Source organism: Paracoccus cavernae, assembly GCF_042430175.1.
GTDB classification, from domain to species: Bacteria; Pseudomonadota; Alphaproteobacteria; order Rhodobacterales; family Rhodobacteraceae; genus Paracoccus; species Paracoccus cavernae.
The window spans coordinates 333,380-345,336 of sequence record NZ_JBHMDZ010000049.1 but is presented as its reverse complement, the minus strand read 5'-3'; the positions used below and the strand labels follow the sequence as shown (position 1 = coordinate 345,336).

The following is an 11,957-nucleotide window of genomic DNA, read 5'->3' as shown; positions in this document are numbered from 1 at the left end:
CATGACACGACAGAGCCGCCGCCTGCATGAAAAAAGCCGCCCCCCGCATGACAAATCCGCGAGAGGCGGCCCATTGCCGCCGGGTCGTTGGCGTCTGGCCTCAGGGCGAGGCCACACCCAGATCCTCGATCAGAACTTCAAATGTCACGCCGACGGGGTTTTTGCCCGAAACCAGCCTGCCGGAATGGATGCGCCAATCGGTATCGACATAGCTGACCGCAAGCGACACAGCCCCGTCACGGATATCGCCCTGATCGATGCGCACTTCCGTGATCGGGGTCGCGATGCGGCCCGTTTGCGCGAAATGCGGCTCGCAGATCGAGCCCACGCCGTGGATGCGGGCATTGGCGATCCCCGCAGCCCGCGCCACCTCGGCAATCGCATCCGAAAGATCGGTATCCGGCGCGATGCGCAAAAACACCCCGCTGCCCTGCCCGCGAGGACCGGCCTCGCCTTCGGTTTCGGGGTGGAACAGGGTGAAATTCGTCTCGGGATCATAGCGCGCGGCAAAGGCATTGCTGGTTGATCCCAGCCCCGAGACCGCCTGATCTTCCGCGACAATGCAGTCATGGGGCAGGAGATGACCCATGATCGCCGCGCCCTTGGCCTGCCATCGGCCGTGGCAGTGAAAGAACGGCTGCCCCTCGCGCAGGCCGACCGTCGCGGTACTGGCGCGAATCGGCGCATCGCTGTCGCCCGCAAACGTTTCCGAATAATAGGCGGCAAAGGCCGGATCGCGCGACACCGCAGGCCCGACGTAAAGCAGCGGATCGCAGCGCACCCCGTCAAGCGAGATCACGCCGCCACGGCACCCCGCCTCGGCGAAGATGCGGCCGACGCCCGCGCAAAGGCTCTCGCCCTTGCGCAAAATGCCCGCGACGGGGCGCAGATCGCCCCTGCCCCAGACGACCCGCGCCGCAGCTTTCGGTCCGCGATGCGAAAGCGATGCAAGCGCCTCGCTCATGCGGTCTTCTCCGGCTGCTCGATCTGGCCGCGTGCCTCGAGCTCGTCGCGCACCATCTTCTTGGTGATCTTGCCGTAAGCCGATTTCGGCAGCGCCTCCCATTGGATGAAGCGCTTGGGCTGTTTGTAGCGCGCGACCTTGGCGGCGGTGAAGGCGGCAAGCTCGTCCTCGGTCACGCTGTGACCCGCGTTCACCGCATAGACCGCATAGCCGACCTCGCCCCAGAACGGATCAGGGATGCCCAGAACCGCGACCTCGGACACCGCCTCGTGCTGGAGGATTTTTTCCTCGATCTCGCGCGGATAGACGTTGGAGCCGCCCGAGATATACATGTCGGATTCGCGCCCCGTCAGATAAAGGAAGCCGTCATTGTCGACATGGCCGAGATCGCCGGTGCGGAACCAGCCGTTGCGGAAGCTTTTCGCATTGGCCTCGGGGTTGTTGTAATAGCCCGCGAAAACCGCAGGGCCGATGGCGCAGACCTCGCCGGTTTCATAGGGCTCGCAAGCGGTGCCGTCGGCGCGCTGGACCTGAACCTGAATGCCGGTGCGGTCGAAACCGCAGGTCGCGATCTTGACCTCGGGCCCGTCCGCGGCGTGATGCAGATAGGTCGGCAGCACCGTGATCGCACCGGTAACCTCGCCCAGACCGTAATATTGCACGATGACCGGACCAAGCACCGCCAGCGCGCGCTTTTGGTCCTCGCGAAACATCGGCGCACCGGCATAGATCACATAGCGCAGCGAGGAATGGTCGAACCGCGCCACGCTTTCATGCTCGACCATCATTTTGAGGATGGTCGGCACGGTGAACATGGTCGAGACCTTCCATTTCTCGATCAGCCCCCATGCCACATCGACCTCGAACCGGTCCGAGGGCAGAAGCACGGTCTTGATGCCGCGCGCCACCTGCGTGACCTGATGGACGCCCGCACCATGCGAGAGCGGCGCGACCACCAAGGATGCATCCGCCCGCGTCAGGCCCGGCATCAGATCGCACAGATGGTTCGTGATCACGAAAGCCATCTGGCCATGGGTCAGGACCGAGGCCTTGGGCTTGCCGGTCGTCCCCGAGGTAAAGAAGAACCAGCACGGATCGTCACGATCGACCGGTACCTCAACGGGCTTGCGCCCGAGATTGGCCGCGACCAGCGCGTCGTAAGACAGCCCCCAATCCGCCGTGCCGATCACGATTTTGCGCTGGATGCCGCCGACGGCCGCCGCATGGTCGGGGAAGCTCTCGTTGCAAATAAAGGTATTCGCGCCAGAGGCTTGCGCCTGATAGGCGACCTCCTCGGCGGTCTGTCGGAAGTTCGTCGGCACATAGACCGCGCCGATGCGGAAACAGGCGAACATCGCCTCGAACATCTGAGTGCAGTTTTGCGATTGCAGCAGGATCCGGTCACCCTTGACCACGCCCAGATCCTGAAGCGCCACCGCCATCGCGTCGATACGGGCGTCAAGCTCGGCCCATGTCATCTCGGTCTCGCGCCAAACCAGCGCGATGTCGTCGGGGCCGCGCGTCTTGGCCTGCGTCACGAAATGCGCAAGGTTCATCACGCGGGTCGAAGCGGGAATGATGCCGCTCATTTCGCGCGCTCCATGATCGAGACATAGCTCGTGACGGCAGCGCCGCCCATGTTGAAGACCCCGCCAAGGTTGGCGCCCGCGACCTGCATCGCGCCCGCCTCGCCCATCAGCTGCATCGCCATCATGACATGCTGCGACACGCCGGTCGCGCCGATCGGATGGCCGCGCGATTTGAGCCCGCCCGAGGGGTTGACCGGAAGCGCGCCGTCGAAACGGGTCACGCCGTCGCGGATCGCGCGCCAGCCCTCGCCGCGCTCGGCAAGGCCCATCGCCTCGTATTCCAGCATCTCGGCCACGGTGAAACAATCATGGGTCTCGACGACGGACAGGTCGCGGATCGACAGCCCCGCCTGTTCGAGCGCCTTGGCCCAAGCGCGGCGCGGCCCCTCGAAAGCGATGGGATCGCGGCGAGAAAGCGCAAGGAAATCGTTGACATGGGCGCGCGCCCGAAAGCGGATCGCGCGCTGCATCTGCGCGGCGGTTTCGGCATCGGCGAGCACCAAAGCCGCCGCCCCGTCCGAGACGAGCGAGCAATCGGTGCGCCGCAAAGGCCCCGCGACCAGCGGGTTCTTTTCCGAGACCGTGTTGCAGAAATCGAAACCGAAATCCTTCTGCATATGCGCCAGCGGATTGCGCATGCCGTTCTCGTGGTTCTTGGCCGCGATCATCGCCAATTCCGCCGAGCGGTCGCCGTGCTGCTGGAAATAGCTGTTGGCGATCTTGCCGAAAACGCCCGCAAAGCCGCCTGCGACATCGGCTTCTTCCTCGCGGTAGCAAGCGGTCAGAAGCACGTCGCCGACCTCGTTGCCGGGGATGGCGGTCATTTTTTCCGCACCCACAACCAAAGCGATCCGCCCGCGACCCGAGGCGATGAAATCCATCGCCGAATAAAGCGCGGCCGAGCCGGTGGCGCAGGCATTCTCCATCCGGACGGCGGGAACATATTCAAGGCCGGGCGTGCCCATCGCGACCAGAGCGGCCTGAAAATCCTGCTTCTGGAAGCCGTTGTTGTAGCAACCGACGAAAATCCCGTCGAGATCGCCCGCACCGACACCGGCATGGGCCAGAGCGGGGCCGACAACCTCGGCCATCAGCGCCTCGGTACCGGCGGCCTCGGATTTGCCGAATTTGGTGTGGGCCCAGCCGACGATATGTGGATCAGCCATGATCTCTCTCCGTTAAATCAGAGCCTTACGGCGAAAATATCAAAAGTCCGGCGGCAGGGTCCGCCGCCTTGCAATCAGAAAAGCGCACCCAGCCGCGTGGCCACGATCTGCGCTTCGCGGCGCAGCAAAGCGCCAAGTTCGATCTGGCGTTCCGGTGTCATGCGGCTGTCCGGCGCGGCAATCGAAAGCGCGCCCGCGACCTGCCCGTCGGGCAAAAGGATCGCGACACCGACGCCCCATGAACTCGACAGCACCAGCCCCGGATTGACCGCGTAGCCCAAAGCATCGGCACGCCCGCAGGCGGCAAGCAGACCTTCGGCCTCGTGACCCGGATAGGGCGCATAGAAATCCGCAAGCCGCGCGATGATCGCGGCGCGGTCGGGCATGGCGGCCAGCATGGCAAGCGATCCCGCCCCCACCCCCAGAGGATGGCTGTCACCCGCCTGCAGCACATGGCTGCGGACCGGAAAGCTGCCCTCCTGGCGGCGCAGGCACAAAGCCCAATCGCCGCTGCGGCTGGAAACGAAAGCCGTATCGCCAGAATCCCGCGCAAGCCGCGCCACCGCATCGCCCGCCTGTTCGGCAAGCCCGTGGCGGCGCGAGGCCATCATGCCCAAAGCATAGCTTTGCCGGCCGAGATGGTAGCGCCGCGTTTCGCTGTCCTGATCGACCAGACCGGCGCGGATCAGCGCGATGAGCAACCGCCGCGCGGTGGGCTTGCTGAGCGCAAGCCCCGAGGCCAGCTCCATCAGGCCGATGCCCGCAGCCCCGCCGCGTCCGACCATGGACAAAAGCGCCATGGCCCGATCGACGGCCTGCGCGCCGTCGGCCGCGACAGGCGCGCGCTTCGCATTCTCTTCCGCAGCACGCGCCATCATCGCCTCTCTTACAGCGAATGGCCGACGGCAGCCTCGAGCTTGGCCCAGGCGTCGTCACCGAATTTGCCCTTCCATTCGGCATAGAAACCGGCATCGACCAGCTTCTTCTGGAAGTCGGCGGTGGTCACGTCGTTGAAGACCATGCCGTTGCCCTCCAGCTCGCCGCGCAGGCTGGTGTTGATCGTGGCCATGGTCTCGCGCTGGACGAGCGCCTCGGCGTTGAAGACATTCGCCATGATCTCTTTGACGTCGTCGGGCAGGCCGCGCCACATGCGACCGTTCGCCAGAAGCCAGAAGCCGTCCCACATGTGGTTGGTCATCGAAACGTATTTCTGGACCTCCCACAGCTTGAAATCCGACAGGATCTGGAGCGGGTTTTCCTGACCGTCGACGATGCCGGTCTGAAGCGCGGTATAGGTTTCGGCGAAGTTGATCGAGGTCGTGGCCGAACCGAAGGCCGAGAACATCGAGGTCCACATCGGGCTGACCGGCACGCGGATCTTGAAGTTCTCCAGATCGGCAGGCGTCGCGATCGGCTTGGTCGAGCTGGATATCTGGCGGAAGCCGTTGTCCCAGATGCGGTCGAAGGCATAAAGGCCCTTGCCCTCGATCTCGGCGCGCACATAGGCGCCCAGATCGCCGTCCATCGCCTTCCAGACGCTGTCGTAATCCTTGAAGGCGAAGCCGATCCCCGAGATCGAGGCATTGGCGACGAAGGTCGACAGGATCAGCGGCGAGAGGTGGAAGAAATCGACCCCGCCCGAGCGCAGCTGGCCCAGAACATCGGTATCCGCGCCGAGCTGGCTTTGCGGGAAGACGGTCAGTTTGACGCGGCCCCCGGTCTGCTCCTCGATCGCCTTGACCGCTTTCGCGAGGCTGAGGTTGGTCGGATGGCTCAGCGGCATGTTGTTGGCCATCTTCAGGTCGAATTCGGCCGCCGATGCGGGGCGCAGGCTGATGAAGGGGGCCGCGATCAGACCGGCAGCAGTGCCTTTGAGCAGCGAACGTCTGGACAGTGACATAAGATCTCCTCCCATGGAGTTTCTGGTTGTCGTGGTTTCTTGGACTGGTCGTCGGACCATGCGCCGCGTGGCGCATGGGGTTCTCGCGGCGCGCGCTTAAAGCAGCGCGGTCGACAGGATCGGGAAGCAGGCGATCAGGATCAGACCCGCCATCAGCGCCCCGATATAGGGCCAGATCGCCTTCATCGCCTGATCGGGGGGCACATTGCCGATCTTGCAGGCGATGTAGAAGCCGACCCCGATCGGCGGTGCCATCATCCCGATGTTCATCGCGACGACGATCACCATCGAATAATGGATGTCGTGGATCCCGAGATTGCGCGCGAGCGGGAACATGATCGGCGCCATCAGGACCAGCGCAGGCAGACCTTCGAGGACGCAGCCCAGCACCAGAAAGATCGCGATCGAGGCGAACATGAACGAGAGCCAGCCGCCCGGCAGATTGGTCACGATCTCGGCCAGACCGGCGGCAAAGCCCGATTGCGTCAGCGCCCATGCCATTGCGGATGCGGTCCCGAGGATCAGCAGCACCGCCCCCGACATCGCCGCCGTATCGACCAGCATCTGGCCCAGTTTCGCGGGTTTGATGCCGCCATAGATCACCATGCCGATCAGAAGCGCATAGACGACGGCCACGGTCGAGACCTCGGTCGCGGTGGCGATCCCTCCGCCGACAAAGGCGCGGATCAGGAAGGGCAGGACCAGCGCGGGCGCGGCCACGAGCAGGGTTTTGGCGACGACGCTCAGCGGCGCGCGGCGCACGCCCTCCATGCTCTCGTCGCGCGCCTTCCAGCGCGCCAGCACCGCCAGCACCAGCAAAAGGATCATCGCGATCGCAAAGCCCGCGGTGAAGAGCCCCGCGATCGACACGCCGGCGGCCGAGCCCAGCACGATCAGCACGATCGAGGGCGGCACGGTGTCGGCCATCGCCGCGCCGGTCGCCAGAAGCGCGATCATCTCGGAAGGTTTGTTGCCGCGCCGCTTCATCTCGGGGAAGAGTGCGGGGGCCACCGTCGCCATATCCGAGACTTTCGAGCCCGAAATCCCCGAAACAAGGAAAAGCGCGCCCAGAAGGACATAGCGCATCCCCGCTTTCACATGGCCCAGAAGCGAGGCGAGAAAGCCGACGATCGCTTTGCCCATGCCGGTCGCGTCCAGAATGCAGCCCAGAAAGACGAAGATCGGAACCGAGAGCAGGATGAGCGAGGACATGCCCTCGTCGATGCGCCCGATCATCACGAAAACCGGCCGCGAGGTCGCGAAGGTGATATAGGCCAGCGTGCCCAGACCGAAGCAGAAGGCAATCGGCACGCCGAGGCCCAGACAGACGAAAACGATCAGCCCGAGATAGATCGGCAGGTTCCAGTTGCCCAGCGCTGCGAGCGCGGGCGAGGCAAGATAAAGCCCGCCGACCAACACCGCCGCGACGCCCAGCGCCGCGCCGACCGCCTTGATCGGCAAATCGCGCAGCAGATGCACGACCACCAGAAGCGCCATCAGGATCACGCCGGTCGGCAGCGCCGAGGCGCGCCAGATCATCGGCATATTCAGCGCGGGCGAGGTGATATAGCTTTCCTCATAGGCGTATTCGAGCGCCGAAGGCATGATGCCGCCCAGAAAAACCAGCATCAAAACGCCCGAGAAAGCCTCGACATAGGGACGCCAGCGGTCCGAAATCAGCGGCAAAAGCACGGTCAGGCGCATGTGCTCGCTGCGTTCGATCGCCAGCACCGCGCCCAGCATCGCCATCCACATGAAGCTGAGCGAGGCGACCTCGTCGGCCCAGACGATGGGATGGCCAAAGACATAGCGCGTGAAAACATTGGTCAGGATCATGCCGGACATGATCAGGAAAAAGACCACCGCGACCCATTCCACAGGCTTGAGCCAAACGGGCGTCGCGCGGCGCGCCGGCTCCAGCTCGGTCATGCCGGGATAGCTATCGGCGTCGGTTGTGATTGTCCCCGTCATCGACAGGCCCCTCCTTCTGCTGCAAGGCGGCTCCTCCCCCTCCCCGAGGCGGGCCGCGTCGCCTGCTTTCGTTCCGTTCCGTGGCGACCTTGCGGTCCATCTCGTGGAACTGGTTTGCGGCGATTGTTCCAAAAGTTGTCGAAGCCGGTGCCGAAATTCAAGAAATATATTCGAAACCTGCCCATATTCTTTTCATTTCCTTGATTGCTTAAGGAAAGCGGGGGTGATTTGCGGGCAGGATTGAAACCGCTCGTACCTTTTCGTTCCACTAAATGGAATAAGGTCGCATGCGGACTACAGGGACCCGTCCTCAGCATGCGGTCACCCCGCCCGCCCGAATCCTTGCCCCAAGCGCGGGGTCGCGCTTACTGTGATCAAAAGATCCCGCGGCTCCCGGGCCGGTTTGCGGATCAGGGAAAGCCAAAGGATCGCGGCGCGATGACAACCACCCTGCGCTCCGGCAATCCGGAAGGCCCCCGCTCCGGCCTGCTCCCCTCCGGCGGCGACCAGCGACAAACGCGGCCCGAAGCGCCCGCAACCGTTGCGCATGACGCGCGGGGGGTTGCGCCGCGACGTCCGGCCAAACGGCACTTGTCGCTGGTCACGATCGCGGCAATCGGCTCTTCGGTCGCGGGACTGCTGATCTGCCTGTTGGTGAGCGCGATCCTGATCCTACATGCGCGCGCCGCCGTGCGGCAGGAAACCGATGCCGCCTTCCTGCTCGCCACCGCGACCGCGACCTTCCGCGAGCCGACGGCTTTCACGCGCGGCGACCTCATGGTGCAGGCGCAACGCCTCGCCGCCGAGATCGACCGCCAGCGCCATGTCGCCGCCTGGGTCGAGAATGCCAAAGGCGAGCGGATCGAGGAGGACGCCCCCCCGCCGAGCACCGTTCCCGCCTATGGCGCGACCGATCTTTTCCCCGCGCTCCAGCCAAAGACGCATGTCCCGCCCGACTGGCTCACCGGCCTTCTGACGCCGCCGCCACGCAGCGACATGTTCCCGATCCGCCATTATCCCAATGTCTTGGGCATTTTGCGCGTTGCGACCGATCCTTCGGACGAAATCGCGAAAACATGGGACAATCTGCGGGTGATCCTGCCGCTTCTGGCGCTTGCGGTCGCGGTCATGGTCGCGGTCACGATGTCGGTCACGCTTTTCGTCACGCGCCGCCTTGCCGTGGTCGGCCGCGCCATCGGGCGGATGCGGGAAAACGACCTCTCGGTTCGCGCCCCCCTCTCGTCCTTGCGCGAAATCGACCGGCTCGCCGAAGGGGTGAACGCCCTTGCCAGCCATCTCGACGAGGGCCGCGCCGAGAACCGCCGCCTGCAGGAGCGCATGATGACGCTGGCCGAGACCGAGCGTGCGCGCATCGCGAGCGATCTTCACGACGATATGGGGCCGCAGCTTTTCGCCCTGCGCGCTGCCGTCGGTCAGGCGCAATCGGTCGAAAAAAGGCTCGATCAGCCCGAAAACGATGCGGAGCGCCCAAACGATCGCGGGACATTGGCGGATGCTCTCGCTGCCATCACCCGCCATGCGCAGGAGGTCCAGAAATCCGCCCGCAGCGCGATCGAGGATCTGCGTCCCATGACCCTCGACGAAGCCGGTCTCGACGAATTGCTGCACGAACTTGTGCTGAATTTCTCGGAAATGGCGCCCGAGGTCGATATCTCGATCACCACCCCAGCCGAGGCGCGCTGCAGCGAAGCGGCGGGAATTGCCATTTACCGCTTTGTGCGCGAGAGTATTCTGAACGCCATTCGCCACGCCAATCCTGCACGGATCACCATCGAGATGACTGTCGCCCCTGCCTGCGATGCCGCAGCCCATGCCGCCCTGGTCACGCGCGTTCGCGACGACGGCACCGGCCCCGTCGGCAAGACCCGCTCGGGTCTCGGGCTGAACGGGATAAGGGAGCGCGCGCAGATCCTTGGTGCAACCTATCAGCCGCCGACCCGTCTTGACGGCGAAACGGTAACCGAACTCCGGATTTCGCTATGAATGCACATGTCAGCTTTGCCCCGACCCGCTCGCGCCCCTGCCGCGTCGTCATCATGGACGACCATCCGGTCGTGGCCGAGGGCTGGAACCGGATCGTACATGACGCCATGCCCTGCGAGGTCATCCCGACGGCGACGCCCCTTCAGGCCTTCCGCGCCTGGCGGCGCGAGCGTCCCGACGTGCTGGTGATCGACCTCTCGGTCGGTGACGCCAAGATCGCGGGCGTGCGCCTGATCGAGCGGCTGCGGCGGGCCGGTGCGAGCCAGCCGATTCTGGTTTTCACCATGCACCGCAGCCCGATCATCGCGCGTCGCGCCCTGCAGGCGGGTTGCAACGGATTGATCAACAAGGATTCTCCCGCCCAAGAGATCTGCCAGGCCTTTTCCGAGGTTGCCCGTGGCGGCAATTATGTCTCCGCGGATATGGCGCGCAAAATCGCGCTGATGAACCAGCCGGGCATGTTCACCGCCAAGCCGCGTCTGACCCCGCGCGAAGAGCATATCCTGCGCGGCATCGCCGAGGGTCTCTCCTATCGCGACATCGCCGAACGGGCGCAGATCAGCTACAAAACCGTCTCGAATGTCAGCATGACGCTGAAAGACAAGCTCGGCGCGAGCGGCTTTGCCGATCTGGTCGGCAAGGGCATCCGCTATTTCGACGAGCTCTGAGGACCCAAGTTCTCCGCCCTGAACCTTTTGGTGCCGCGCGATCAATCCGCGCGGGATCAACACTTTCGCAAGACTTCTCTGCCAATATCGCGGGGAATGAATGCAGCGATTCCCGCGAAACCGCTGCCCGTCTTGTAGAAGGAGGCCTTGATGGAGGGCTCGGAGCCGAGCATCGCCGCCCCGCTTGCACCAAGCGGTCGCGCGAGCCATGCCGATATTTTGCGCGCCATGATCGTGAGCAGGCCAGAAAGCGCGCCCGAGGAGCTCTCCTTCACCCCCGATTTCGACGCCCTGCCCGAGGTAGAGGTCGACATCGGCCGCGCGGCAGCAGTCGCCTTGGGCCGCACGGCGGACCGGCTTTACGGCCTTCCGGTCTTTGTCGAAAACGTCGCCAATGCCCCCGCCACCCCTGCCGAACTGGCCGAGCTTTTCCCCGAACGCGCGCTTCTTGCCGTGGTTCAAGGTGATGGCGACCGCTTGGGCGTCGTCGCGCTTTGCCCTTCGCTGATCGCCTCGCTGATCGAGATGCAGGCGATCGGCCGCGTCTCGGCGCGGGCGGTTCGGGCGCGCAAGCCGACCCGCACCGATGCCGCGATCACGGCCGATTTCGTTAACCGTCTTCTCTGCGAGCTGGGCAATGCCCTGCCCGATAGCGCCGGGGGCCCCGATTTTGCCAGCTACCGCTACGCGAGCTTCCTCGATGACGCCCGCCCGCTTCTTTTGATGCTGGAAGATGCCCCCCTCGCCAATCTGACGCTGAATTTCCGCATCGGCAGCGGCGGCCAACGCGACGGCAAGATCCTCGTGGCGCTTCCGGAAGCGGCAAGCCCCGCTTTGCCGGATTTCGGCAAGACCATGGCCGCCCTCACGGTGATCGCGCCCGAGAGCCGATTTGCGCCCGACGAAGGCCGCGACATCGGCCCTTCCGGTTTCCCCGATGCCGCAGAAAGCACCGCCGATCCGGACAGCCTCGCGCAGGCCGTCCGTCAGGCTCCGATCCCGCTGCAAGGCGTGCTCTGCCGACGCCAGATGACCCTGCGCGCGATCCGCGCCCTCAAGCCGGGCGATCTCATCGCGCTGCCGACCGGCATTCTGAACGAAACCCGTCTCGAAACCGGCAACGGCCAGATCCTCGCCAAGGGCCGGTTGGGCGAAGCCGACGGCCTGCATGCCATCCGCCTGCACGGCCCCGAACACGGGGCGGGGACGTCAGGGATCGTGATGTCTCCCCCATCGGGCCTGATCGAGGGCGACCACCTGCCCCTGATCGACACGAGAGAGCCCGACCATTTCCGCCTTCCGCCGGACGGAGACGACAACCACCTGCCCGCGCAGGATATCGCCGCCCAAGACTTCTCCTCCGTGGGTTTCGACTCTGCCCCGACCTTCGACCCCGATTTCGGCGCTTCATCGGGCGAAAGCCCCGAACCCGCTTTCGCCTCGGATTTCGTCCTGACCTATGACGAAGAGGCGGCGGAACAGGCGGAGGGCGAACCACCTTTCGACATCGGAACGCTGCCCTCGTTCGGCTAGGTGCAGATAGACACGAACCGCAACCCTGAGCGCCCCGAAACCGCGCCGGAAAAGAACAGACTTTCGCGCGGCCTGACCCCGCGCGCGGGCTGCATCACTTCTCTTTCCCGGCCCTGCATCGGCGCGGGGCCGCGCAAACTTCGCGGCCATTTCAGCCGCCCC

The 11,957-nt window shown here is 64.7% G+C and carries 9 protein-coding genes; 3 read left to right on the top strand and 6 right to left on the bottom strand.

Annotated elements, in window-relative coordinates:
- Nucleotides 1–100: 100 nt before the first annotated feature.
- From ACFFUC_RS19475 to ACFFUC_RS19450, 6 genes are all read right to left on the bottom strand, one after another.
- Nucleotides 101–964 (bottom strand): PCC domain-containing protein, encoded by an 864-nt coding sequence (locus ACFFUC_RS19475; RefSeq protein ID WP_377688587.1) that lies wholly within the window; start codon nt 962–964, stop codon nt 101–103.
- Nucleotides 961–2,553 carry an acyl-CoA synthetase gene (locus tag ACFFUC_RS19470; RefSeq protein WP_377688586.1) on the bottom strand — a complete coding sequence of 531 codons (1,593 nt, stop codon included), beginning with the start codon at nt 2,551–2,553 and terminating at the stop codon, nt 961–963. The genes ACFFUC_RS19475 and ACFFUC_RS19470 overlap by 4 nt, the downstream gene beginning before the upstream one ends.
- Nucleotides 2,550–3,719: an acetyl-CoA acetyltransferase gene (locus tag ACFFUC_RS19465; protein ID WP_377688585.1), complete on the bottom strand. Its 1,170-nt coding sequence runs from the start codon at nt 3,717–3,719 to the stop codon at nt 2,550–2,552. Before ACFFUC_RS19465 ends, ACFFUC_RS19470 begins: the two co-directional genes overlap by 4 nt.
- 74 nt (nt 3,720–3,793) lie before the next feature.
- Nucleotides 3,794–4,597: an IclR family transcriptional regulator gene (locus ACFFUC_RS19460; protein WP_377688584.1), complete on the bottom strand. Its 804-nt coding sequence runs from the start codon at nt 4,595–4,597 to the stop codon at nt 3,794–3,796.
- Between the two features lie 8 nt (nt 4,598–4,605).
- The gene (locus ACFFUC_RS19455) at nt 4,606–5,619 is read right to left on the bottom strand and encodes a TRAP transporter substrate-binding protein (protein WP_377688583.1); all 1,014 of its coding nucleotides are present in this window, start codon (nt 5,617–5,619) and stop codon (nt 4,606–4,608) included.
- 96 nt (nt 5,620–5,715) lie between these two features.
- On the bottom strand, nt 5,716–7,590 hold the full coding sequence (locus ACFFUC_RS19450; protein ID WP_377688582.1) for a TRAP transporter large permease subunit: 1,875 nt from the start codon (nt 7,588–7,590) through the stop codon (nt 5,716–5,718).
- 438 nt (nt 7,591–8,028) lie between these two features.
- On the opposite strand from ACFFUC_RS19450, the gene ACFFUC_RS19445 reads away from it, so the two are divergent.
- The 3 genes from ACFFUC_RS19445 to ACFFUC_RS19435 all read left to right on the top strand — a co-directional run bounded on the left by ACFFUC_RS19445 (nt 8,029) and on the right by ACFFUC_RS19435 (nt 11,795).
- Nucleotides 8,029–9,594 carry a histidine kinase gene (locus tag ACFFUC_RS19445; RefSeq protein WP_377688581.1) on the top strand — a complete coding sequence of 522 codons (1,566 nt, stop codon included), beginning with the start codon at nt 8,029–8,031 and terminating at the stop codon, nt 9,592–9,594.
- Nucleotides 9,591–10,262: a response regulator transcription factor gene (locus tag ACFFUC_RS19440; RefSeq protein WP_377688580.1), complete on the top strand. Its 672-nt coding sequence runs from the start codon at nt 9,591–9,593 to the stop codon at nt 10,260–10,262. Before ACFFUC_RS19445 ends, ACFFUC_RS19440 begins: the two co-directional genes overlap by 4 nt.
- Nucleotides 10,263–10,412: 150 nt before the next feature.
- Nucleotides 10,413–11,795 (top strand): FliM/FliN family flagellar motor switch protein, encoded by a 1,383-nt coding sequence (locus ACFFUC_RS19435; protein ID WP_377688579.1) that lies wholly within the window; start codon nt 10,413–10,415, stop codon nt 11,793–11,795.
- Nucleotides 11,796–11,957 lie beyond the last annotated feature (162 nt).

Bases quoted from the DNA above. Each gene is read 5' to 3' on its own strand.
- ACFFUC_RS19435 (WP_377688579.1), top strand. From the start codon at position 10,413: ATGGAGGGCTCGGAGCCGAGCATCGCCGCCCCGCTTGCACCAAGCGGT.
- ACFFUC_RS19440 (WP_377688580.1), top strand. From the start codon at position 9,591: ATGAATGCACATGTCAGCTTTGCCCCGACCCGCTCGCGCCCCTGCCGC.
- ACFFUC_RS19455 (WP_377688583.1), bottom strand. From the start codon at position 5,619: ATGTCACTGTCCAGACGTTCGCTGCTCAAAGGCACTGCTGCCGGTCTG.
- ACFFUC_RS19460 (WP_377688584.1), bottom strand. From the start codon at position 4,597: ATGATGGCGCGTGCTGCGGAAGAGAATGCGAAGCGCGCGCCTGTCGCG.
- ACFFUC_RS19445 (WP_377688581.1), top strand. From the start codon at position 8,029: ATGACAACCACCCTGCGCTCCGGCAATCCGGAAGGCCCCCGCTCCGGC.
- ACFFUC_RS19470 (WP_377688586.1), bottom strand. From the start codon at position 2,553: ATGAGCGGCATCATTCCCGCTTCGACCCGCGTGATGAACCTTGCGCAT.
- ACFFUC_RS19450 (WP_377688582.1), bottom strand. From the start codon at position 7,590: ATGACGGGGACAATCACAACCGACGCCGATAGCTATCCCGGCATGACC.
- ACFFUC_RS19475 (WP_377688587.1), bottom strand. From the start codon at position 964: ATGAGCGAGGCGCTTGCATCGCTTTCGCATCGCGGACCGAAAGCTGCG.
- ACFFUC_RS19465 (WP_377688585.1), bottom strand. From the start codon at position 3,719: ATGGCTGATCCACATATCGTCGGCTGGGCCCACACCAAATTCGGCAAA.